The 21,567-nt window shown below is 65.6% G+C and carries 23 protein-coding genes and 1 pseudogene; 12 read left to right on the top strand and 12 right to left on the bottom strand.

The window, feature by feature from the left end; all coding sequences use genetic code 11:
- Positions 1–2: 2 nt before the first annotated feature.
- The 4 genes from ACAG24_RS19200 (at position 3) to ACAG24_RS19185 (ending at position 4,839) form a co-directional block, all read left to right on the top strand.
- Positions 3–1,118, top strand: coding sequence for an adenylate/guanylate cyclase domain-containing protein (locus ACAG24_RS19200; protein WP_370474874.1), 1,116 nt, complete (start codon positions 3–5; stop codon positions 1,116–1,118).
- Positions 1,119–1,158: 40 nt separating this feature from the next.
- On the top strand, positions 1,159–2,148 hold the full coding sequence (locus ACAG24_RS19195; RefSeq protein ID WP_370474873.1) for a DUF222 domain-containing protein: 990 nt from the start codon (positions 1,159–1,161) through the stop codon (positions 2,146–2,148).
- Between the two features lie 866 nt (positions 2,149–3,014).
- Positions 3,015–3,896 (top strand): hypothetical protein, encoded by an 882-nt coding sequence (locus ACAG24_RS19190; RefSeq protein ID WP_370474872.1) that lies wholly within the window; start codon positions 3,015–3,017, stop codon positions 3,894–3,896.
- Positions 3,889–4,839, top strand: coding sequence for a DUF2971 domain-containing protein (locus tag ACAG24_RS19185; RefSeq protein WP_370474871.1), 951 nt, complete (start codon positions 3,889–3,891; stop codon positions 4,837–4,839). The genes ACAG24_RS19190 and ACAG24_RS19185 overlap by 8 nt, the downstream gene beginning before the upstream one ends.
- 132 nt (positions 4,840–4,971) lie before the next feature.
- Here ACAG24_RS19185 and ACAG24_RS19180 read toward each other — a convergent pair whose 3' ends face one another.
- The 4 genes from ACAG24_RS19180 to ACAG24_RS19165 all read right to left on the bottom strand — a co-directional run bounded on the left by ACAG24_RS19180 (position 4,972) and on the right by ACAG24_RS19165 (position 7,436).
- Positions 4,972–5,169, bottom strand: coding sequence for a hypothetical protein (locus tag ACAG24_RS19180; protein WP_374150790.1), 198 nt, complete (start codon positions 5,167–5,169; stop codon positions 4,972–4,974).
- A gap of 386 nt (positions 5,170–5,555) precedes the next feature.
- Positions 5,556–6,419, bottom strand: coding sequence for a recombinase family protein (locus tag ACAG24_RS19175; protein ID WP_370474869.1), 864 nt, complete (start codon positions 6,417–6,419; stop codon positions 5,556–5,558).
- 256 nt (positions 6,420–6,675) lie between these two features.
- Positions 6,676–6,801: a recombinase family protein gene (locus tag ACAG24_RS19170; RefSeq protein WP_370474988.1), complete on the bottom strand. Its 126-nt coding sequence runs from the start codon at positions 6,799–6,801 to the stop codon at positions 6,676–6,678.
- Between the two features lie 140 nt (positions 6,802–6,941).
- A complete protein-coding gene (locus ACAG24_RS19165) occupies positions 6,942–7,436 on the bottom strand; it encodes a hypothetical protein (protein WP_370474868.1) in 495 nt (164 codons plus the stop codon).
- 17 nt (positions 7,437–7,453) lie between these two features.
- Here ACAG24_RS19165 and ACAG24_RS19160 point away from each other — a divergent pair.
- Positions 7,454–7,967, top strand: a pseudogene (locus tag ACAG24_RS19160) (HNH endonuclease signature motif containing protein); the annotation flags it as partial.
- On the opposite strand, the gene ACAG24_RS19155 reads toward ACAG24_RS19160, so the two are convergent.
- Genes ACAG24_RS19155 through ACAG24_RS19145 form a run of 3 tightly spaced genes read right to left on the bottom strand, consistent with a single transcriptional unit; the run spans position 7,968 to position 10,545 of the window.
- A complete protein-coding gene (locus ACAG24_RS19155) occupies positions 7,968–10,178 on the bottom strand; it encodes a heavy metal translocating P-type ATPase (protein ID WP_370474867.1) in 2,211 nt (736 codons plus the stop codon).
- Positions 10,175–10,345 carry a hypothetical protein gene (locus ACAG24_RS19150; RefSeq protein WP_370474866.1) on the bottom strand — a complete coding sequence of 57 codons (171 nt, stop codon included), beginning with the start codon at positions 10,343–10,345 and terminating at the stop codon, positions 10,175–10,177. The genes ACAG24_RS19155 and ACAG24_RS19150 overlap by 4 nt, the downstream gene beginning before the upstream one ends.
- On the bottom strand, positions 10,342–10,545 hold the full coding sequence (locus ACAG24_RS19145; RefSeq protein WP_370474865.1) for a heavy-metal-associated domain-containing protein: 204 nt from the start codon (positions 10,543–10,545) through the stop codon (positions 10,342–10,344). Before ACAG24_RS19145 ends, ACAG24_RS19150 begins: the two co-directional genes overlap by 4 nt.
- Before the next feature lie 89 nt (positions 10,546–10,634).
- Between ACAG24_RS19145 and ACAG24_RS19140 the strand changes: the two genes are divergently transcribed.
- The 3 genes from ACAG24_RS19140 (at position 10,635) to ACAG24_RS19130 (ending at position 12,014) form a co-directional block, all read left to right on the top strand.
- Entirely contained in the window at positions 10,635–11,279 is a 645-nt protein-coding gene (locus ACAG24_RS19140; RefSeq protein WP_370474864.1) for a DUF305 domain-containing protein, read from the top strand.
- Between the two features lie 9 nt (positions 11,280–11,288).
- Positions 11,289–11,720, top strand: a complete 432-nt coding sequence (gene dtd, locus ACAG24_RS19135; RefSeq protein ID WP_370474863.1) for a D-aminoacyl-tRNA deacylase — start codon at positions 11,289–11,291, stop codon at positions 11,718–11,720.
- A gap of 99 nt (positions 11,721–11,819) precedes the next feature.
- Positions 11,820–12,014, top strand: a complete 195-nt coding sequence (locus ACAG24_RS19130; RefSeq protein ID WP_370474862.1) for a hypothetical protein — start codon at positions 11,820–11,822, stop codon at positions 12,012–12,014.
- 4 nt (positions 12,015–12,018) lie between these two features.
- Here the strand turns inward: ACAG24_RS19130 and ACAG24_RS19125 are convergent, their stop codons facing one another.
- Entirely contained in the window at positions 12,019–12,879 is an 861-nt protein-coding gene (locus ACAG24_RS19125; protein WP_370474861.1) for an AIM24 family protein, read from the bottom strand.
- 77 nt (positions 12,880–12,956) lie between these two features.
- On the opposite strand from ACAG24_RS19125, the gene ACAG24_RS19120 reads away from it, so the two are divergent.
- Both ACAG24_RS19120 and abmR read left to right on the top strand, forming a co-directional pair.
- Positions 12,957–13,160, top strand: coding sequence for a hypothetical protein (locus tag ACAG24_RS19120; RefSeq protein WP_370474860.1), 204 nt, complete (start codon positions 12,957–12,959; stop codon positions 13,158–13,160).
- 67 nt (positions 13,161–13,227) lie between these two features.
- Positions 13,228–13,803, top strand: a complete 576-nt coding sequence (gene abmR / locus ACAG24_RS19115; protein ID WP_370474859.1) for an ATP-binding transcription factor AbmR — start codon at positions 13,228–13,230, stop codon at positions 13,801–13,803.
- Here the strand turns inward: abmR and ACAG24_RS19110 are convergent, their stop codons facing one another.
- The 3 genes from ACAG24_RS19110 to ACAG24_RS19100 form a co-directional block, all read right to left on the bottom strand.
- Positions 13,804–15,966 carry a molybdopterin-containing oxidoreductase family protein gene (locus ACAG24_RS19110; protein ID WP_370474858.1) on the bottom strand — a complete coding sequence of 721 codons (2,163 nt, stop codon included), beginning with the start codon at positions 15,964–15,966 and terminating at the stop codon, positions 13,804–13,806.
- A gap of 62 nt (positions 15,967–16,028) precedes the next feature.
- The gene (locus tag ACAG24_RS19105; protein WP_370474857.1) at positions 16,029–17,933 is read right to left on the bottom strand and encodes an ABC transporter ATP-binding protein; all 1,905 of its coding nucleotides are present in this window, start codon (positions 17,931–17,933) and stop codon (positions 16,029–16,031) included.
- Positions 17,930–19,672 carry an ABC transporter ATP-binding protein gene (locus ACAG24_RS19100; protein ID WP_370474856.1) on the bottom strand — a complete coding sequence of 581 codons (1,743 nt, stop codon included), beginning with the start codon at positions 19,670–19,672 and terminating at the stop codon, positions 17,930–17,932. The genes ACAG24_RS19105 and ACAG24_RS19100 overlap by 4 nt, the downstream gene beginning before the upstream one ends.
- A gap of 117 nt (positions 19,673–19,789) precedes the next feature.
- Here ACAG24_RS19100 and ACAG24_RS19095 point away from each other — a divergent pair, with 117 nt between their 5' ends.
- Positions 19,790–20,398, top strand: a complete 609-nt coding sequence (locus tag ACAG24_RS19095) for a DUF3558 domain-containing protein (RefSeq protein ID WP_370474855.1) — start codon at positions 19,790–19,792, stop codon at positions 20,396–20,398.
- Complete coding sequence (locus ACAG24_RS19090; protein WP_370474854.1) at positions 20,395–20,940, top strand: DUF3558 domain-containing protein; 546 nt, start codon at positions 20,395–20,397, stop codon at positions 20,938–20,940. The genes ACAG24_RS19095 and ACAG24_RS19090 overlap by 4 nt, the downstream gene beginning before the upstream one ends.
- Here ACAG24_RS19090 and ACAG24_RS19085 read toward each other — a convergent pair.
- Complete coding sequence (locus tag ACAG24_RS19085; RefSeq protein ID WP_370474853.1) at positions 20,937–21,455, bottom strand: SixA phosphatase family protein; 519 nt, start codon at positions 21,453–21,455, stop codon at positions 20,937–20,939. The genes ACAG24_RS19090 and ACAG24_RS19085 overlap by 4 nt on opposite strands.
- Positions 21,456–21,567: the final 112 nt, after the last annotated feature.

Raw genomic sequence — 21,567 nt, 5'->3', positions numbered from 1 at the left:
ACGTGGCCGAAGACTTCGATCTGGAGACATCCGGGCTGCTCGACGGGCTCGAAGGCAACGCACGCGCCGAACGCGCCGAGTTGATCAGCTGGTTGATCGAGCGCGGCGTACGCGTCGAACAGATTCGCGGCAATCCCGCGCCGATGCTGCTCGCGTCGCGACGTGTCATCGGTGACGACGGCGAGTACGTGTCGGCGCGACAGGCTGCAGACAAGGCCGGTGTCGAACTCGGGCTTTTCGAACGTACACAACGGGCGATGGGGCTGCCGCGGGTCGATGACCCGGATGCCGAGGTGTTCCTGCGCGCCGACGCGGAGGCGGCCAAGTTCACGCGGGAATTCCTCGACGTCGGGATCGACCCCGACGAACTCGTGCAGATCACCCGACTGCTCGGCGACGGCCTGTCACGCGCGGCCGAGGCGATGCGCCACGCGGCACTTGCCGCCGTGATGCGTCCGGGCGCAACGGAATTGGAGATCGCACAGGCATCCGAGACGCTGGTGGGCAATGTGGCGCCGCTGCTGGGTCCGATGATCCAGGAGGTCATGATGCTTCAGCTGCGGCATGCCATCGAGACGGAAGCCATCAACGCGACCGAGCGCGCCGAAGGGCAGCATCTGCCGGGTGCGCGAATGGTGACGATCGGCTTCGCCGACCTTGTCGGGTTCACCCGGCTCGGCGAAGCGCTACCGCCCGAGGAGCTCGAGCGGCTGGCCCAGCACCTGGCGGACCTCACACGTGAATTGGCCGTTGCGCCAGTGCGTTTCATCAAGACGATCGGGGACGAGGTGATGCTGGTCAGCTCCGAACCGGCGCCGATGATCGAAACGCTGCTGCATCTCGTCGATGCCACCGAAGGCGAGGACGACTTCCCTCGACTGAGGGCGGGTGTCGCGACGGGTATGGCCGTGAGCAGAGAAGGCGACTGGTTCGGAAGCCCGGTCAACCTTGCGGCAAGGGTGACGGGTGCGGCCCGGCCGGGGACGGTGCTGGTCGCCGAATCGTCGCGGGAGGCCATCGGCGATGACGGCCGCTTCACCTGGTCTTTCGCAGGCGCCAAGCACCTCAAGGGCATCAAGCCGGACGTGAAGACGTTCCGGGCGCGACGAGCGGAGTAGCGCACGAAATTTGTCGACCGATCGAACTAGTGTTCGATATGTGGAGGTTGTGTCGGAGGCGTTGGCGGGGATGGGCGAGCAGGTCGCCGTCCTGTCAAAGGCCTGCGAGGAGTTGTCCCATCGCGAGTTGGTTCGGCTGTTGGCTGAGTTGACGGCGGTGATGCGCACGGTTCCGTCTGTCGAGCATCGAATTCTGGCGCGGTTGACCAAGGAGGCCGAGCCGGGTGCGTTGGGGGAGGCGTCGTGGAAGAAGGTGTTGACCACCGCGTTGCGCTGCAGTGAGAAGGACGCCAAACGGCGGCTTAAGCGGGCGGCCACACTCGGTCCGCGGCGAGCGATGACGGGGGAGCCGTTGGCGCCGCTGTTCGAATCGACCGCAGCTGCCCAGGAGCGGGGTACACTCGATGAGGAGCATGTGAAGGTGATCGCTGACTTTCACGATGCGTTGCCTTCGTGGGTTGATGTTGGTACCCGCGTCGATGCCGATCGGCAGCTGGCGGAGTTGGGTGGCGGGTTGGGTCCTGAGGAGTTGCGTGGAGCGGCGGCCCGGTTGATGGGCATGATCGATCAGGATGGGCCTGAGCCCACCGAGAAGGACATTGCGCGCAAGTGCGGGGTCACGTCGGGGCCGCAACGCCCTGATGGGACGCGGTCGATTCGGGGTCTGGTGGATGCCGAGACCGGAGCGTTGCTGGAAGCGGTGTTGGCCAAAGAGGCGGCCCCGGGCGTGAACAATCCCGACCACGAGCCGAGCGCCGATGGCGAGCCGAGGGCCGATCTGGAGCCGGGCGCCGACCCCTGGCCCACTATCGATCCCGAGCCGAGCGCGCCCGCGCCTGAGCCGGCGCGCCTCGACACGCGCACTCAAGCGCAGCGCAACCACGATGCTCTGAAGGCCTTGGCGCGTCGTGCGCTGGAAGCCGGGCTGGGCACCCACAACGGGCTTCCGGTGACTGTCGTCAACGTCGAGTTTTCACGTTGTGTGCGGGCCGCATTTCTGGACCTGATTAAGCGGGATCTGCGGGTCTAACCTCCCTAGACTGGTGGAGGGGTGAGAATATGACGCCCATGTCAGCCTCGAAGGCGACAACGCCATCAGAGTCGGAGTCGTCAGAACAACCACCGCTCCAGACAACTGCGCCGACCTCGTCCCGGACACAATCTGACTCGAAATCATCATCCGGGACACGAAAGCTAAAGACGGCTCTTACCGCCGCCACTGCATTGGTCACCTTTGTAGGCCTGATCGCGACAACAATTGGGTCCGTCTACGTAGCACTCCGTGCGATTGCTCCTGATCTCGCCCCGCGGGAGAAGCTCGGCGCAACAATTGACCACGTCGCTGTCGAACATGGCGTCAGCTATGCCGAATACCGCCGCCGTATGTCGTACGCGAGCGAGGAAGATCCTCGGACGGATGGACGGGTGGGTGACATGGTCTTCGTTCGGGTCACGATGGCGGGGTTCAAGGAGCGCAGCTATACGATGACGCTGCACATGCTGGACGAGCGCGGCACAGCCCTATTTGCGGGCACGGAGCCGGGAATCACGGTGTCGACCTGCGAGAACATAAGTCCCCAAGCGGATGAAGACGGCTTGTCATGGCGTTGCTGGATACAGGGTCCACCTCTCGGCACGAAGTACCGCATACGCGCAGAACTTTATGACGTGGGACTTGCGCGGGAACTACCCCCTGGGCCTACGAACTTCGAAACGTTGCTCGATTTCGTGGAAACTACGCAGTTGTCGACTCCGTAGACGCGCGCGGCGTGGTCTCGCGTTGTGTGGATGTCGTTAGCAGGGATGCGACCGTATCAATTCGCTCAACGCAGCTGCCGCGAGAATGTCGGGCGCGTCCCCACGTGCGTTGTCAGTGCGCAGCCATATGTTCGAGTTGTGATCGGAGTACTCGACCTCTCAGAGTCGCGCATCAGGCTGGCGGCAGCTAGGGATCAGTGCGACGAACTCTTGGCGGTGTTCAAGGGATGGATGGCCAGCGATGGAATCGCCGTCGTCACCGTCCGAGATCCCCAGTTTGTTCACTACAGCTGGCAGGTGCGCGTTACCAATCCTCCGACGAAGAATCTGCCGCTGATGACCGGCGAGATCATCAACAACGTGCGCTCAGCGTTGGAGTACTTGGCGTTCCAAATCTATTTGAAGGCCGGCTCCCCAGACGGCAAGAAGGCCGGGAGCGTCGCGTTCCCCATCCTTAACACCCCCGGCTCGTGGGATTCGGTCGTGAAGAAGAAGGTCCCCGGCGTGTGGGCAGAGGCGGCTGATCGCCTGAAGGCTGCGCAGCCGTTCTCTCAACACGGCGAGGACGTACATGCTTTGCCGACCCTGCGCGGGCTGGGCGGAACGGACAAGCACCGCAACCTCGTCCTCTGCGCAGCTGCGGCCTGGTCAGTAGGCGCAGTCGGCCCAAAAGGTCCGGGGTTTGGCGTGCAAATGCGGATGAACCGAGCCGACGGCGACCTCGATAAAGGGCTTGTCGTCCCGATTGTCCCCGGCACCGCCGTCGAAGTGGCTGCGGTGTTCGCTTATCCCGACCCGAAACCCTTCCACGATTCAGTGATGAAGTGGACTTCAGAAATCGCATTCCACGAGCCGCCGCCTCCTGATGTCGACTTCGGGTTCCGCGCCAATAACGGAGTGGAGATCAGCCTGTTTGGCCTACCCGATCTCGTTGACCATGTCATCAGCATCGTTGAAACATTCGATGACCTGCCCGGCCCACCACCCTCACCGGAAACGGACGATGCCAGTCATGACTGAGCGACCCATATCTATGGACGATCTCCCGCCGGTCCTTTACCACTACACCGGCGCGGGAGGCCTCACAGGCATCCTGGACCCTCGGTTGCCCGATGAGATGATCTCGTCATCGGGAGACACAGGCGGTGTGGCTCTGTTCCAGGCCTCTGACGTGCGATTCATGAATGACACGAAGGAGCTTCGGTACGGGGCTGACCTTCTGGTAGAGCGACTTCGGGCCGACGCCGAGGCGAATCCGGACGTCATGGGCGAGATCTTCGCGGAGCTTGCGGATCACTTTGTGTCTGATCTTTTCACCAGCACGAGACCGAAGTACCGGGTGTTCGCCGTCTGTTTCTGCGTGAACGGCGACCTTCTAAGCCAGTGGCGCGGCTACGGCGGCAGCGGCGGCTACGCGATCGGCTTCCCCACTGACGTTCTGCTGTGGCGATCTTTCTCCGTTATCCGGCGGCCACCGAACGCAACAACGTCCTCGAACACCGTTCCACGCAAAGTTCTGTACGGCCCCGATGCCGAGTCGGAGGTTGATGACTTCATCGCTCGCTCGCGTGAGGCATGGGCGGGCGGAAGACTCATAGGTGACGGCTCCGGTCGGCCATCGCTGGACTGGCTGTTGGGCAACGTGTATCGCTTCATTGCCCAACTGAAAGACGATGCCTTCTCCGAAGAGCAGGAGTACCGGCTCATTCAGCCAACAGAGCCGGGAAGCGGGCAACTCGCGTCGGTTGCGCTCCGGGGTTCTCGGCTCGTTCCGTACGTGGATATTGTGCTCGACCGGCTCAACCCGCCCGGAGTTTCAGTCGAGCTGCCAAGTCTTGCAGAGATCGTGGTCGGACCCGGCGGTGATCAAGACGGCAGAGTGATCGCAGTACGTGATCTACTGCGGTCGGCAGGCTATCCGGAGACACCCGTCAGGAAATCGAACGCGACTTACCGGGGTTAGTCGATCAACTGTCGAAGTTGCTGCGTTTTGTCTGCTGTTGCTCAGCCCACCTACGGGCCTGCTTCGCCACCTTGTCGTATGCCTTTTCTTCACTCTTGCCGTAGCAAATAGCGGCGATGTGCGGACCAGGAGCTATATCGTGGCCAGTCTGCCGGTCGATGATTCTGCTGATTTGACCTCGTGTGTTTGGGCGTTCGGGCTATCGAGCTTGCGCACGTGGTCGTCCAGTTCGACAGCGCCGGTACCGGGTCGCGTGAGGTTGTCGGCGATCCACTCGGAGGTGATATCGAGGTCGAAGTACAACTTCGCGCCGATGTGCACGCAGGGCATGCCTTGCCGGTATTGCGGGATGCCGGTGTGCTCCGACGTCGCAGCTGTGGGTAGCAGTTGCGACGGGTGGACGTAGTTGTGGTGGTCGCGGTGGCGGGCACGCTCGGACTCCTGAAGATCGCCGGTGTCGGGCAGACATCACCGGGTGGTGTGTCCGCTCAGCGGGTCTGTCCCGCGTCCGTCGCATCCGCAGCAGGAAGTCCTGCCTCCGCAGGGCGGGGCTGTCCCGCCGTCGTGCCCGAATGGGCCGGAGAATTCAGCCGCATGGGCTGCATGTGGCTGACTATAGCGATCGGTCGTGCAATCTGGTCAACCATCGGGGTTCGCGAGTGTCGACAATGCACTAGCGCGACAACGGTTTACAGATCAGTTCCGCTGAGCTGGCGTCAGGCGCGGCGCGGCTTCGCGAACTCGATGAACTCGCGTTTGAAATAACGGCCCCTGGGAGCGGGCTGCACCACGACGGTGAACAGTTCGTCAATAACCTTGCCGCGCATGTCCGGTGATGCCGCCTCCCAACGCTTCTCGATCTCCTCCGCACCATCAGCTGTCATTGCGGCCAGCGGGCTGGTAAGGGCCAGCTCCGCCAGCGTGGTGTCGATCGCGCTGACCTTGGTCCGCAGTTCCGCTGAGCCCCGCTTGAGCTGACTCGCGTCGATTGCACCCTCGGCGAACAACCCGGCCAGGTCATCAAGTCGGGCTTGCAGCGCAGTTCGGCGAGTGCGTAGCTCGTTGACGTCGATCTCATTGCCGTTGTCGCTGAGTTTGTCTGCCAGCGCCTCGCCCCTGCGTAGGTACTGCAACGCGACTTGCTCGACATAGGCGTCGAGTTCGGGCTGGGACCGGGACAGGTGGGTAGCAGCGGTGCATCGGTAGTTGTGAAACGACTTGCCGTTGGCGTGGGTGCTAACGGTGTGCTGCATCTTCGCCCCACAACGCCCGTACAGATAGCGATAGCTACCGATGTACTTCCGTTCGTAGGACACCGCAGCCCCACGGGTCGGGTCGCGCAGCACCGACACGAGACCGCGATGGGTGTCAGTGTCGATGATCGCCGCCCACTTGCCGGGTGCGGTCTCGCGACCGTTGTAGGTGCGGATTCCGGCATACCGGGGGTTGACCAACATCCGCATAAGACGACCGGTGTTCCACGCTGCGCCGCGCACCGACGTCACGCCTTCGGTGTTCCAGCGACGGGCGATCTGACGCAGCGACATGCCCGCGAGCACGTCAGCCGCAGCCTGACGCACCAACGCCGCCTCGGCGACGTCGATCTCGCCGTTGTCGGTGTAGCCGAAGCATCGCCGCGACGACCACCAGACGCCGTCCTCGGCGCGCTGGGCGTTGGCTCGGCGCTGCCGCTCAGCCTTGTGCTCACTCTTAGCTGGGCGACCGATCCGAGGATGCGAGCGAGCATCTTGCCCGTCGCTGTGGACAGATCGAGATCACCGCCGTTGACCGTGCGGATGACCACACTGCGCGACTCGGCGATGTCGATCAGTCGCTCTAGATCCTTGGGCTGCGGTACAGGCGGTCGCTGTGCCAGCACAACAGGGTGTCGAACTGATGGTTCTTGATGGCGTCGAGCATGTCCTCGAAACCCGGGCGACGGGTGCCGCTGTACGCGCTGATGTCGTTGCCCTCGTAGACCGTAACGATCTACGCCGAGCTTCTCCGCTAGCGCGGTGCAGTCCTCTCGCTGGCGCGTCACCCCGGCTTCCTGGCCGGTGGGATCGTTGGAATGCGAAGGTAGATAGCGGCTCTCATGTTTATCAGCACCACCTTGTGCGGCTGCAGATCCAGGGCTTGTCGACGTCTGGGACGTTCACGTTCGGAAGATCGGCATTCGGCATCGGGCCGGACGGCGCTACCGGCTCGCGCAGATCACACGGTGCATCGGCTGGCGGGTCAACAAAGAGCGTCTCGGAGAAGCGGGCAGTCTCCGCGAACGGGCGTCCGGCCAGCGTGTTCGCCGCGATCATCCAATGGCCTGCAGGTTGGAGGGGCGGATAGCTTCGACAGCCGCGCTCGTACCTCTGCTGAATACTGTCGCTGGACTCGCGCACCACGATGTTGGCGTTGGCGAATAGAGCCATTATCGCCGCCTGCCCCTGGTCTGTGGTCATACCGGCGACGTTCGGCATCGTGATCATCGGGGCCGCCGGTGGCTGCTGCGCCTCGTCGGGCTCGTCGCATGCGACGCTCAGGATCGGTATGGCCACGATGCCGATAAGGACAGCCCATAAGGCCGCACGCTTGGGGTTCACGCTTACAACGTTAAACCCTGACGTATGTCATCATAGTATCGACGACGCTGCAAGAGTTGGAGAAGGGTGCCGGGGTCGCGGTCACTGGCGGCGGTTCACTGCTTCCCATGCGGGGTCTGATCCGCATGGCGGCCAATGCTTTTCACTACCTGTATGTATACGACGCGCACACCAGCGAATCCTTGTACCTGGGCCGTACGAAACGGTTGGCCAGTGCGGCGCAGCGGATTGTGTTGCACGCCAAGGACCGTGGCTGCACCCGTCCGGGCTGCGGTGCGCCCGGGTATTGGTGCCAAGTTTCATCACGCCGTCGCCGACTGGAAGGACGACGGCCAGACCAACATCGACGACCTCACCTTGGCCTGCGGACCCGATCACCGCATGCTCGACAAGACCGGTTGGCGCACCCGCAAGAACACGAAGAATCAGACCGAATGGCTTCCACCACCTGACCTCGACACCGGACGACACCGCGTCAACGGCTACCACCACCCCGAGCGCTACCTGCTGCCCGAAGCTGGGGATCCGTAGTCAGCGCGACGGAGTGAACGCGCGCAGACGCAGGCTGTTGCTCACCACGAAGACGGAGCTGAAAGCCATTGCAGCGCCGGCGATCATCGGGTTGAGCAGACCCGCCGCAGCCAGCGGCAGCGCGGCGACGTTGTACGCGAACGCCCAGAACAGATTGCTCTTGATGGTGCTCAACGTCTTGCGAGACAGTCGAATTGCATCGGGAACAGCACGCAGGTCGTTGCTGACCAAGGTCAGGTCGCTCGCCTCGATCGCGACATCAGTGCCGCCTCCCATCGCCAATCCGAGATCCGCCTGCGCCAGCGCGGCCGCATCGTTGACACCGTCGCCGACCATCGCCACGACCTTGCCGTCGCCCTGCAGTCGCTTGACGGTGTCGACCTTGTCCTGCGGCAGCACTCCCGCGACGACCTCGTCGATGCCGACTTCGGCCGCCACCGCGCGTGCCACCGCTTCGTTGTCGCCGGTCACCATGATCGGCATCAACCCGATCTTCTTCATCAACGAAACCGCCTCGGCCGAACTCGGTTTCACCGCGTCAGCCACCATCAGCACGCCGCGCGCGCTTCCGTCCCAGCCCACGACGACTGCCGTCCGGCCGTCAGACTCCGCGCGCTGCACCGCCGCACGCAGCTCGTCGGGAATGCCGAACGTCCGGTCCGACAGCAGCCGCAGCCGTCCCACCAGCGCCCGGCGGCCCTCGACGAAGCCCTCGACTCCGAGGCCCCTCAGGTTCACAAACGCCTCGACCGGGGGCAGTTCGCCGAGCTTCTCCCGAGCTCCCGCCGCAATGGCCGCAGCGATCGGATGCTCCGACGGACTCTCGACGGCGCCCGCGATCCGCAGCACCTCGTCGGGCTGCTCGCCCTCGACGGCGAACACGTCCACCAGCGTCATGCTTCCCGTCGTCACAGTGCCCGTCTTGTCGACGATCACGGTGTCCACCCGCCGCGTCGACTCCAGTACTTCGGGCCCCTTGATCAAGATGCCCAGCTGCGCCCCGCGGCCGGTCCCGACCATCAGCGCCATCGGCGTCGCCAAGCCCAGCGCGCAAGGGCAGGCGATGATCAACACCGCCACTGCCGCGGTGAAGGCCGCGGCGACCGACAGACCACTGCCGATCCAGAACCCCAGCGTGGCCACCGACAGAGCGATCACGATCGGTACGAAGACACCGGAGATTCGATCGGCGAGCCTCTGTGCCTGCGCCTTGCCGTTCTGGGCGTCTTCGACCAGGCGCGCCATCTGCGCCAACTGGGTATCGGCGCCGATCCGTTCTGCGCGCACCACCAGCCGGCCGTCGACGTTGACGGTCGCACCGACCACCTGGGCGCCCGGCTGAACGTCGACAGGCACCGATTCACCGGTCAGCATCGACGCGTCGACGGCAGACGCGCCTTCCACGACGACACCGTCGGCGGCGATCTTTTCTCCCGGCCGCACGATGAACTCGTCGCCGGTGGCCAATCGGTCGATCGGAATACGTTGCTCCGCACCGGCTCTGCGCACCGTGACCTCTTTGGCACCCAGTTCCAGCAGGGCCCGCAACGCCGCACCCGCCTGTCGCTTGGCCCGCGCCTCGAAGTATCGGCCGGCCAGGATGAACGTCGTCACCCCGGCGGCGGCCTCCAGGTAGATGTTGCCGCTGCCGTCGGTACGGGTGATCGTCAGCTCGAACGGATGGGTCATCCCCGGCACCCCCGCGGTGCCCCAGAACAGCGCATAGATCGACCACCCGAATGCCGCGAGCGTACCGACCGAGATCAGCGTGTCCATCGTCGCTGCGCCGTGGCGCAGGTTCACCAGCGCCGCCTGGTGGAAGGGCCAGGCGCCCCAGACCACGACGGGCGAAGCCAGCGTCAGCGAGAGCCATTGCCAGTATGTGAACCGCAGCACCGGCGCCATCGCCATCGCGATCACCGGCACCGACAGCGCCACGCAGATCAGTAGTCGACGGCGGAGCGCTGCAGTGGAATCGGACTCGGGCGCGGCTTCCTCGACCACCGACGGGAGTTCGGCCTGATAACCGGCCGACTCGACGGCGGAGACCAGCTGATCGGGCGAGACTCCTTCGCCGAACTCCACACGTGCCTTCTCCGTCGCGAAGTTCACCGTCGCGGTGACACCGTCGAGCTTGTTCAACTTCTTCTCGACGCGGGCCGCGCACGATGCGCACGTCATGCCGCCGATCGTCAGCTCCACGGTGTTCACCGGCCACCGTCCGATGGCGGGTGCAGATGCTCACTGGTCCCAGGGTGGGGGACCGCGACGTCGGGATTCGGGCCGACCACCCTTCCCGCCCACAGCGCGATCGCGAACACCACGACGAGCATCGCCGCGAACGCGGCGATCTTGGCCGGGGCGGTCATCGCAGTCATCCGGCGAGTGTGTAGCCGGCTTCTTCGACCGCTGCGCGGATGGCCTCGTCATCGACGGGGCTGTCGCTGGCGATCGTCACGGTGCCGCTCGAGACGTCCACGTCGACGCCGTGGACACCGGGGATATGGGTGAGCTCGGCACGCACAGAGTTGGCGCACCCGCTGCAGCTCATACCCTCGACGGTGATGGTGGTCGTCATGGTGCTCCTTCCAGCGCCGGGTGACTACTGTGTACCATACCCCCCTAGGGTATTCAATGAGGCCGGGGACGTCACGAAGGGAGCATGAAGTGTTGTCGAACCGCAGTCTGCTGGCAGGAACCGCCGCCGTGGGGGCCACCCTCGCGCTACTCCTGTCCGGATGCAGTGACGTCGGAACCGAATCTGCAGGCCATGACCACACGACGCACGAGCACGAGCCGACCTCGCAGGCCGGCGACGGCGCGCACGCGCACAACGATGCGGATGCGACGTTCGCCCGCGACATGATCCCGCACCACGAGCAGGCCATCGTGATGAGCGACATCATTCTCGCCAAGCAGGACATCGACCCGCGGGTGACCGACCTGGCGAACCAGATCAAGGCCGCACAGGGTCCCGAGATCGTGACCATGCAGGAATGGTTGACGCAGTGGGGCGCGGAGGCGCCGTCCGGGCACGAGGGCCACGACATGGGCGGCGACATGGCTGCCGACCACGCAGCGATGGGAATGATGAGCGAGGAACAGCTCGAGCAGCTGCGCCAGGCTCAGGGCGCCGACGCCAGCCGTCAGTTCCTCACCGGCATGATCGCCCACCACGAAGGCGCGGTCGCGATGGCGCAGACCGAGGTCGACAACGGGCAGGCCGAAGAGGCCATCCACCTGGCGCACGAGATCATCGAGACCCAGCAGCGTGAGATCGACGCGATGAAGGGCATTCTCGGCTCACTGTAGGTTCGCGGCATGCGAATCCTCGTGCAGCGCGTCACCTCCGCCCGCGTGACCGTGGCCGGTGACATCGTCGGTGAGATCAGGCCGCGGTCCCAGGGGTTGCTCGCGCTGGTCGGTGTCACTCACGACGACGATGCTGTCAAGGCCCAGCGGTTGGCCGAAAAGCTTTGGGCGCTCAGGATTCTCGACGACGAGCGGTCGGCGAGCGACATCGGCGCACCGATACTGGTGATCAGCCAGTTCACGCTGTACGGCAACACCGCGAAGGGGCGGCGGCCGACGTGGAATGCCGCTGCACCGGGCGCGGTCGCCGAGCCGTTGGTCGACGCATTCTCCGCGAAGCTGACAGCTCTGGGCGCCCAGGTGCAGACCGGTGTCTTCGGGGCGGACATGCAGGTCGAACTCGTCAACGACGGTCCGGTCACTGTCCTTCTCGAGCTTTGAGCACGCCCACGGTAGGAGTGGGTGGTCCTACCGTGGGCGTAGATCAAAATCGGCCTTCGGCACGATGTGTACGGGTGTGCTACTTCGTAGCGTCGTGTCATGGCAGCAATCACTCCCGGAATCGGCCGGGCCCGCAACCCAATTCGCTATCGACTGCTCTACTGGCTTTTCGGCGCCGCCGACACCGTCGGCGGTCGGCACGACCCGCCTGCCGCCAAGAAATCGCCTCGGCGACCACGGCGTGAGGACTTCATCGAGGAGGCCGCGATGATGCGCGAGATGCACCGCCTCTGACGCGCTACGCGGTCGGCGTGACGGGAATTCCCTCGGACGGCTGCACGATCACGAACCCGTTGCCGTAGAACGACACCTGCATCGCCTCGCCTGAACCCCGGCCGATCAGCGCGCCCGCTTTGAAGCTGGTCTTCAGCTGCGTTTGCAGGTTTGCCGACCATGCGACGATCGCGTTGGTGTCGGCGAATGTCGGAGCCTCGGCGGCATTGAGGACGACCGGGGCGCCGTCGGTGGTCAGCGCCACCCAACCGGTTCCGCGCAGCGTGGTGTTGAACAGCCCGCCGGCGACCATGCTGCCGCCCCTCACCCGCTCGACGTTCCAGTCCAGGCTCGACGAGAATGCCAGCACGTTCTTACCGCTGATCGACAGACCGGAGTTGTCGAGGTTCAGCAGGTGGACATCGAAGGCCCGCTCGGCGAGGAACACGTCACCCTGCCCGGAGCACCGCATCAGCGGCAGGCCCTCACCGGTGAGGGCCTTCTTGATGAACTTCGACGCTCCGCTGCCCTCGTAGGCGAAGTCGACATTGCCCTGATAGGCCACCATCGAACCTTGACGCGCCATGAACGGTTCGCCGAGCCGCACCCGGAGAAGCTTCGCGTTCTGATTGGCGATCGGCTTGGCTTCCTTCTCGCTGAAGCGTCCGTCGACGAGATCCCCACTGATGCCGGAGAATCCGTCGGCGCCACCGAGCGGTTGGGCCTGCTGCGTCTGCGCCTGCGGGGCGGGGGGCCCGCCGAGTGGCGAACGCTGCACCTGACCCTGCTGGGACACCTGATCAGTCCACTGCTGTCCGTCGTGCCACCGGTAGTCGAACCGCCCCTCGGGGTCGGGCTGCCAACTGCCCTGGCCAGGTCCTGTCATCGCCGCCTCCTTTAGCGAGTTTGTCGGGCTACACCCTATGCGGCGCAAGGCCGCCGGTCAGCTGGCATTCTGGTGAGATGGCCAAGGAAATCGACCGGCAGCGCGCCCAGGGCGCGCTCGCGGTCATCAAGCAGCACCCCGGCATGGTTCTGTTCGCGCTGTCGCCGGTCATCCTCGGGATCGGGCTGGTGTGGTGGCTGCTGGGCCCGGGTTGGGCCATGGTGCTGCTGGTCGCCGCCGTGCTCGGCGGCGGTGCTGCGACACTGCTCAAGCGCGGCTAGAAACAGTTGAATTCTGCTCGGGGCGAACGTCGCCCCGGGGATGCTGTAACAGTGTAAGCATGTAATCATGCGACATAGTTCCTACAGCCGACGGTCGAGCCGCGCCGGCGGCTGGCAGCAAGCCGACCAACCCGACGCCACCGATGCCCCCGACTGGATCGCGGGCCGCCTCCCCGACAGCTGGTTTGCCGGAGACCCCCAGGTCATCATCGACCGCGAAGAGATCACCGTGATCGGCCGGCTCCCCGAGTCCGAGAACCCCGAAAGCGAGGCACGCGCCTCCGGACGAGCCGCCCGCTTCCGTGAGCAGACCCGCGCCGAGCGCATGCAGATCGCCGACGAGGCGGAGGCGCGGTACGGCCGCAAGGTCGCCTGGGGCCTGGACGTCCCGGTGGGCGCAGGTGATGCGCAATACGAACGAATCCTGTTCACCCATCTGGCCGTTCCGGTGATGACGCGGCTGCGCCAGCCCGAACGGCAGGTGCTCGACACACTCGTGGACGCAGGCGTCGCCCGGTCCCGGTCCGATGCGCTCGTGTGGTCGGTGCGGCTGGTCGGCGAGCATGCCGACGAGTGGCTCGGCAAGCTACGCGACGCGATGCGCGAGGTCGACGACCTGCGCACGGAGGGCCCGCAGCTCTAGTCAGACCCGCGCGACGGCGACGTACGACGAGTTCAGCGCCGCCGTCTGCGACAGTGGATCGACCGGGCCGGCATCGACCAGCAAGTTCCGGTTGACGCCGAAGGACTCAGGAGCGGAGCCGCCGCGGGGATCGAAAACCCTTGACCCCCAACCGTGGTCGATGACGATGACGCCGGGGCGCGGCTGATCGGAGATCGTCGCCGTCAGCTCGACGGCGCCGACGGGGGAGTGAACTCTCACGCGGTCGCCGTCGCCGATACCCAGCCGGGACGCGTCGTCGGGATGGATGACGACCTCGGTGCCCTTGCCGGACGGGTGCAGGCTGGGGAGATCGTTGAGCCACGAGTTCATCGAATGTCGGTGCCTTCGGTTTGCCAGCTGGAAGGGATAGTCGACGGGCGGCCGCGGCGCAGGTTCGGCGAGCAATTCTTCTGCCCGCGAGACGAATTCAAGCGGCGCCACCCGCACCTTCTTGTCGGGTGTGCGTAGCGCGTCCCGAAAATGGCCGAACTCCCGCGGTCCCAACACCCACCCGTGCGGGTGTGCCATCACCTCACGCCAGGAGATTCTGCGGCCGTTGAACTTCCGGCCCGTCGCGACCACCAGTCGGTCGATCCAGTGCGGGTTGAACTCCAGGCCCGGTTTCCGGGTGAGACGCGCCGCTCGGCGGGTGGCCTTGATGAAACCGTTGAGACCCTTCGCGCGGAACATCGGCCTGCCCATCGCGATCGCGAGATCGACGAAGATCCGCCATTCCTGGCGCGCGCCGGGCGGCGGATCGACGGCCCTGGCGCCGTAATGCAGATAGGGCTCGTCGTGCATGTTGCTGGTGAAGGCCAGCAGATCGTCGCGCTCCAGCCAGTGCACCGCCGGCAGCAGCCAGTGCGCGTGTCGGTGGCTCTCCCGCTGGACGAAATCGATGGCCACCAGCAGGTCCAACTGTGCCAGCGCTTCGTCGAGCCTGGCGCCGTCCGGTCCTGATACCACCGGATTGCCGCAGTTGATGACCATGGCCCGGATCTGGCCCGACCCCGGCGTCATGATCTCGTCGGGAAGCTCCGACAGTGCGTGGGCACCTGCGACCATCGCCCTGCCCGACAGGCGGTTGTGGTGCGGGCTGCTCTTGACCATGCCCGACATGCGGATCGCGTCCACATAGCCCGGTTCGTAGCGGCGGCCACCCGGCCGGTCCATTCGCCCCGTGATGACGTTCAGCACGTGGCCCAGCCACTCTGCCACGGTGCCCGTCAGATGCATCGAGACGCCGGTGCGGGTGACCACCATCGCCGCGCGTGCGGTTGCGAAATCCCGTGCCACTTTCTCGATCCGGCCCCGGTCGAGATCGCAGCGGCGGGCGAGGTCGTCGAGGTCGGCACTGGCGACGAGCTCCCGCAGCCTTTCGACGCCGTCGGCGAGTTCGGCGCAGTCCTCGACGTCCTCCAGGCCCTCGTCGAGGATCACCTTCACCATCGCCAGCAGCAGCGCCCAGTCCTGGGCGGGCCGCACCGCGAGGTGCACGTCGGCCTTGGCCGCCGATTCGGTGCGCAGCGGATCGACGACGACGATCGTGGCGCCCTGCGCCTGTCGCGCCAAGGCGCGTCGCCAGCCTCCCGGCACGGTCTCCAACCAGTTCCAGGCGCTGACGGCTGGGTTGGTCCCGACGAGCAGGAAGTAGTCGCAATTGTCGATGTCTGAGACCGGTGCCATCAGGATCGACCCGTACATGGCCTGCGCGACGACGTGCATCGCGTTCTGGTCGATCGAGCCGACGGAGTAGCGGCTGTGCGTGCCGACCGCATCGAGCCAGCCGTTCATGAAAATGATGTTCGACGACGAGAAGCCCGCAGGATTGCCGTAATAGAGTCCGACGGCATCGGGACCGTCGGCGTCGATGACAGCGTTCATCCTGGCTGCGATGTCGGCGATCGCGTCGTCCCAGGTGGCTTCCTCGTAGGTGTCCCCGACGCGGCGCATCGGGGTGAGTATCCGGCGGGGGTGCTCGACGAGCTGCCCCGCGGTGCGGCCCTTGGCGCAGAAGTCGTGCCAGCTGTGCGGGTTCTGCTTGTCGGCCGAGATCTTGAGAACGCGGTTGTCCTCGACCGTCACCTCGACGCCGCACGAGGCCAGGCAGTACCGGCAGAAGGTGTGCACTGTCCGGGTCATGCCGCCATGGTGCCCGAGCGCCGCGCGGCCGTCCGCAGAACGGAATTAGGCGTTCTGCCTAACTAGCGGTTGACCATCGTCCAGTACTCGCCTCGGCGCTCCAACAGCTCACTGTGCGTGCCGCTCTCCACGATCTTCCCCGCTTCCATCACGAGGATCACGTCGGCGTCCCGGATCGTCGAAAGCCGGTGCGCGATGATGAAACTCGTCCGGTTTCGGCGCAACGTCCGCATCGCCTGCTGGATGAGCACCTCGGTGCGCGTGTCGACCGAGCTAGTGGCCTCGTCCAAAATCAGTAGCTGCGGCCTGGCCAGCACCGCGCGTGCAATCGTGATGAGCTGCTTCTCCCCGGCGCTGATGTTGGTGCCGCCGTCGTTGAGCCGGGTCTCGTAACCGTCTGGGAGGGTGTGCACGAACCGGTCCACGTACGCGGCCGTCGCTGCCTCGATCACCTCGTCATAGCCCGCCCCGGGGCGTCCGTAGGCGATGTTCTCGTAGACCGTCCCGGCGAACAGCCAGGTGTCCTGCAGCACCATCCCGATCCTGGAGCGCAGCGAGCTCCTGCTCACCGACGAGATGTCGACACCGTCGAGCAGGATGCGTCCCGAGTCCACGTCGTAGAACCGCATCAGCAGGTTCACCAGCGTCGTCTTGCCCGCCCCGGTCGGGCCGACGATCGCGACGGTGGTTCCGGGTTCGGCGACCAGGGAGAGATCCTCGATCACCGGGGCGCCCGGCTGATAACCGAACGACACCCGATCGAATTCCACACGCCCACTTCGGCGGTCATCGCCCGCGGGCAACTCGCGGGAGGGATCGGCCGGCTCCTCCTCGGCGTCGAGGAGGTCGAAGACCCGTTCAGCGCTGGCGATCCCGGACTGCATCGTGTTGTACATGCCTGCGATCTGGGTCAGCGGCTGATTGAACTGACGCACGTATTGGATGAACGCCTGGATGCTTCCGAGGGTGATCTGGCCCGTGGCGACCTGGAGACCCCCCACAACCGCTACCGCCACATAGCTGAGGTTGCCGATGAAAATCGTCGCGGGGGAGATGAGCCCGGACAGGAACTGGGCGCCGAAGCTGGCGTGGTAGACGTCGTCGTTGAGCTCGCGGAATTGGTCCTCGGCACGGGCGCGGTGACCGAACGTCTTGACGACCGTGAACCCGCTGTAGGTCTCCTCGATGTGCGCGTTGAGCTTCCCGGTGTTGGCCCACTGCGCGACGAACAGCTTGCGGGACCGCTTCGCGATCGAACGGGTGACCCACAGCGACAACGGCACCGTCACCACGGTGAGCAGAGTCAGCAGCGGTGAGATCGTCAACATCATCACGAGTACCGCCACCACGGTCAGCACCGAGGTGAGCAGCTGGGTGATCGACATCGACAGCGACTGCTGCAGGTTGTCGACGTCGTTGGTCACCCTGCTGAGCACCTCGCCCCGCTGCCGGGAGTCGAAGTAGCGCAGGGGAAGTCGATGGATCTTGGCCTCGACGTCAGCACGCAACGACACCATCGTGCGCTGGACGACGACGTTGAGCAGCCGGGCCTGCACCCAGACCATCAGCGCGGCAACCAGATACAGCGCCAGCGCCAGCATCAACGTGCGGGCGACGGCGCCGAAGTCGACGCCCTGACCCGGCACGACGTTCATGCCCGACAGCAGGTCGGCGAACGTGCCGTCGCCGCGCGCCCGTGCCGCCTCGACAGCCTGTTCCTTGGTCAGGCCTGCCGGGAGCCCGCGGCCGATGACCCCGTTGAACAGCAGATCCGTTGCGTGTCCCAGAATGCGCGGTCCCACCACGCCGACCGCGATGCCGCCGACGCCCAACACCATCACCGCGATGGTCATGCCGCGCTGCGGGGTCAGGCGTCTCAGCAGCCGGACGGCCGAGCCCTTGAAGTCACGAGAACGGGCCTGCGGCGGTTCGCCCATCCGGATCCCACGTGCCAACGGTCCGCTCATCGTTCCCCGACCGGCACCGACTGCGAGTCCGCGAACTCGCGGTAGGCGTCACACGTCTGGAGGAGCTGATCGTGCGTTCCGGTTCCGACCACCCGGCCGTCGTCGACGACGACGATCAGATCCGCGGTCGCAACCGTGGAAATGCGTTGCGAGACAATCAGCACCGTCGCAGACTCGGACGCCTCTCGCAGGCGTTCCCGCACGCGCGCGTCGGTGTGCACGTCGAGCGCGGAGAAGGAGTCGTCGAAAAGGTAGATCGCCGGACGGCGGATCACGGCACGGGCGATGGCGAGACGCTGACGCTGCCCGCCGGAGAAGTTCATCCCGCCCTGGGCGACCCGCAGCGACAGACCGTCAGGGTGGCCCCCGACGAAGTCGTCGGCGCACGCCACCCGCAACGCCTCCCACATCTCCTCCTCCGTCGCGACCGTTCCGGGGGCGGCGCCGAACTGCAGGTTGTCGGCGACCGTGCCCGAGAACAGGTAGCCGCGCTGCGGAACCAGTCCGATGGCCGCCCACAGCGTCTCGATGTCGAACTCACGCACGTCGACGCCGTCGACGCTGACCGAACCGGCGGTCACGTCGTAGAGCCGGCAGATCAAGGAGATCAGAGTGGATTTTCCCGAGCCGGTGGACCCGACGATCGCCGTCGTCGTTGCGGGCCGCGCCGTGAACGAGACCTCCTGCAGCACAGGGCGGTCGGCGCCTGAATAGCTGAACGTGGCACCGTCGAAACGGATCTCGCCCGCGACCTTCTCGGGGGACACCGCCGACGGCGAGGTGGTGATGGCGGGTTCGGTGGTGAACACCTCGGTGATCCGTTCCGCGCACACGGAGGCACGGGGGATGATGACCAGGATGAACGTCGCCATCAGCACCGCGACGAGGATCTGCATGAAGTAGGCCAGGAACGCGATCAACGAGCCGACCTGCATCTGGCCGGCGTCGATGCGCAGGCCACCGAACCAGATCAGCGCCACGCTGGAAACGTTGATGACCAGAGTGGTCACCGGGAGCATCAGCGCCTGCCAGCGCCCGGCCTCCAGGGCGCTGCCCGCCAGCGCGGTGTTGGCTTCGGCGAAGCGGTTGCGCTCGAACGGTTCCCGCGCGAACGCCCGCACCACCCGCAGGCCCGTCAGCTGCTCGCGCATGACGCGATTGATCCCGTCGATCTGGCCCTGGACCCGCCGGAAGATCGGCAGCAGTCGGGTGACGATCCAGTAGTTCGTCCCCGCGAGCAACGGCACGCTGACGACCAGCAGCCACGACAGGCCCGCGTCCTCGTGGATTGCCATGAAGATGCCGCCGACGCACATGATCGGCGCGGTGATCAGCATCGTGGCTGTCAGCTGGACGAGAAGTTGGATCTGCTGAACGTCGTTGGTGGTCCGGGTGAGCAGCGACGGGGCGCCGAAGCGCGCCGTCTCCTCCGCCGAGAACCCGGTGATGTGGTGGAACAGGTCTGAACGCAGATCGCGGCCGACGCTCATGCTGGCGCGGGAGCCGAAGTACACCGCGCCAGCCGCGCACAGGACCTGCAGGGCGGTCACGGCGAGCATCACCCCGCCGAGTTCGACGATGAGGCCCAGATCGCCCTGCGAGACGCCGTCGTCGATGATCGCCGCGTTGACCGTCGGCAGGTACAGCGTCGCCAGTGTGCTCACCACCTGAAGCGCCGCGACCACCGCCAGCAGTGCGCGATACGGCCGTGCGTACCGCCGGAGCAGGCCCCAGAGCATCCCGCTACTGTCGCACATCCGGTGGCGGTGCGGCTGTGCGGTCGCCGCACCTGAGAATCGGATAAATGGGCTGGTCAATCGGCATGTCGGTGGTTGACGCCCAGGGCTGCCGCTACAGTGCATGGCGTGACCCCGAGCTACCGCACGCATCGCCGGCCGCCGGCGCCGGCTTGCGCTCCTCGCGTGCGCCGGGCCCTGGCTGTTACTGCTGCAGCCCTGATTCCGGTGCTCGCAGCGTGTTCGGACTCCGAGCCGCAGGGCCCGTCTGTGCCGTCCACGGAAGCGCCGCAGCAGAACGTCTCGCACGGCCCGTTCTTCCCCGAGTGCGGTGGAATCAGCGACGAGACGATCGCGCAGCTGACCGAGGTGCCCGGTCTGGTGAACACCGCGAAGACCTCAGTCGGTTGCCAATGGCTGTCCGGAGGGTCCATTGTGGGTCCGCATTTCTCGTTCTCGTGGTTCCGCGGAAGCCCCATCGGCCGCGAGCGCAAGACCATGGAGTTGTCGCGCACCAGCGTCGAGGATCTCAACATCGAGGGCCATGACGGCTTCGTCGGTATCAACGAGGACCCTGACCCGAAGGTCGGCGTGAACCTCTGCGAGGTCGGCATCCAGTTCGGCGACGACTTCATCGAGTGGTCGATCAGCTATTCGCAGCCGCCCTACCCGGACGCCTGCGAAGTGGCCAAGGAACTCACCCGCCAGTCGATTGTGAACTCCAAATGACCCGTCGCCTGCTCTCGGGAGCGATCGCTGCGATGGCCGGCCTGGTCGTGCTGACCGGCTGCACCCAGACGGTCGAAGGCACCGCAGCCAAATCAGGTTCCGGTGATGTCCCCCGCAACGACAACTCGGAGCGCAAGTACCCGAACCTGCTCAAAGAGTGCGATGTCCTGACCGAGGACATCCTCGCCGAGACGGTGGGCGCCGATCCGCTCGACATCCAGAGCACGTTCGTCGGCGCGATCTGCCGCTGGCAGGCCGCCAACCCGGCCGGGCTGGTGGACATCACCCGTTTCTGGTTCGAGACGGGCAGCCTCGACAACGAGCGCAGCGTCGCCGAGCAGCTCCAGTATCAGATCGAGAATCGCTCGGTCGCCGGTATCGAGTCGTTCGTGATGCGCCCCAACGACCCCAACGGCGCGTGCGGTGTGGCCAGCGATGCCGCCGGCGTCGTCGGCTGGTGGGTCAATCCCCAGACGCCCGGCATGGACGCCTGCGGTATGGCGATCAAGCTCATGGAGCTCACGCTCGCCACCCGCGCCTAGCGGGCGGTATGGAAGTCCACGAGCTCCGCGCCGCGCAGCGCCCACTGATCCCAGGGTGACGTGGAGCGCAGCACTGCGACCGACGACGTGGGGAATTTCGCCGAAAGTTTCTGGGCGACAGGACCGTTGCTGGACGCCTCGTCTGCCAGCCCGAGTGCCAGCGAGGACATCACCGGTTCGTGCCCGACGACCAGCAGCGTGGAGACCTCGTTGTCGAAGCGCGCCTGAACTCCGTTGATCTCCTCGATGACGACCCCCGGTGTCGCGTCGTAGATCCGGTCGACGAACTCCACGGCGCCGGTGATGCCGGCGCGCTCCAGCGTCTGCCGCGTGCGAGTCGCGGTGGAACACAACACCGCGTCGACACCATCGACGTTGGCCCTGATCCAATCGCCGGCCAGCGCGGCCTCCTTGACCCCTCTCGGCGCCAGGGGGCGGTCGTGGTCGGACACCTCGTCCGGATAGTCCGACTTGGCGTGGCGCAGCAACAGCAGGGTGCGGTATCGGTCGCTCATCCCATTAACCGTAGGGCATGCCGGTGCGCGTCCACGGACTTGTCGGGGGCCGGACCTACAGTAGCGATGCCCTTGCGGAAACGAGGGCATCCAGGGAACCTGACGGGAAGGA

This window comes from Mycobacterium bulgaricum, from assembly GCF_041287165.2.
Lineage (GTDB): Bacteria > Actinomycetota > Actinomycetes > Mycobacteriales > Mycobacteriaceae > Mycobacterium > Mycobacterium bulgaricum.
The sequence above is the reverse complement of the archived record's forward strand: the minus strand, read 5'-3'. Positions and strand labels throughout refer to the sequence as shown.

Coding starts and splice junctions, on each gene's coding strand:
- ACAG24_RS19090 (WP_370474854.1), top strand. CDS start 20,395: ATGACCCGTCGCCTGCTCTCGGGAGCGATCGCTGCGATGGCCGGCCTG.
- abmR (WP_370474859.1), top strand. CDS start 13,228: ATGCGACATAGTTCCTACAGCCGACGGTCGAGCCGCGCCGGCGGCTGG.
- ACAG24_RS19180 (WP_374150790.1), bottom strand. CDS start 5,169: ATGCCCTGCGTGCACATCGGCGCGAAGTTGTACTTCGACCTCGATATC.
- ACAG24_RS19100 (WP_370474856.1), bottom strand. CDS start 19,672: ATGCTCTGGGGCCTGCTCCGGCGGTACGCACGGCCGTATCGCGCACTG.
- ACAG24_RS19120 (WP_370474860.1), top strand. CDS start 12,957: ATGGCCAAGGAAATCGACCGGCAGCGCGCCCAGGGCGCGCTCGCGGTC.
- ACAG24_RS19125 (WP_370474861.1), bottom strand. CDS start 12,879: ATGACAGGACCTGGCCAGGGCAGTTGGCAGCCCGACCCCGAGGGGCGG.
- dtd (WP_370474863.1), top strand. CDS start 11,289: ATGCGAATCCTCGTGCAGCGCGTCACCTCCGCCCGCGTGACCGTGGCC.
- ACAG24_RS19085 (WP_370474853.1), bottom strand. CDS start 21,455: ATGAGCGACCGATACCGCACCCTGCTGTTGCTGCGCCACGCCAAGTCG.
- ACAG24_RS19185 (WP_370474871.1), top strand. CDS start 3,889: ATGACTGAGCGACCCATATCTATGGACGATCTCCCGCCGGTCCTTTAC.
- ACAG24_RS19110 (WP_370474858.1), bottom strand. CDS start 15,966: ATGACCCGGACAGTGCACACCTTCTGCCGGTACTGCCTGGCCTCGTGC.
- ACAG24_RS19105 (WP_370474857.1), bottom strand. CDS start 17,933: ATGAGCGGACCGTTGGCACGTGGGATCCGGATGGGCGAACCGCCGCAG.
- ACAG24_RS19150 (WP_370474866.1), bottom strand. CDS start 10,345: ATGACTGCGATGACCGCCCCGGCCAAGATCGCCGCGTTCGCGGCGATG.
- ACAG24_RS19145 (WP_370474865.1), bottom strand. CDS start 10,545: ATGACGACCACCATCACCGTCGAGGGTATGAGCTGCAGCGGGTGCGCC.
- ACAG24_RS19130 (WP_370474862.1), top strand. CDS start 11,820: ATGGCAGCAATCACTCCCGGAATCGGCCGGGCCCGCAACCCAATTCGC.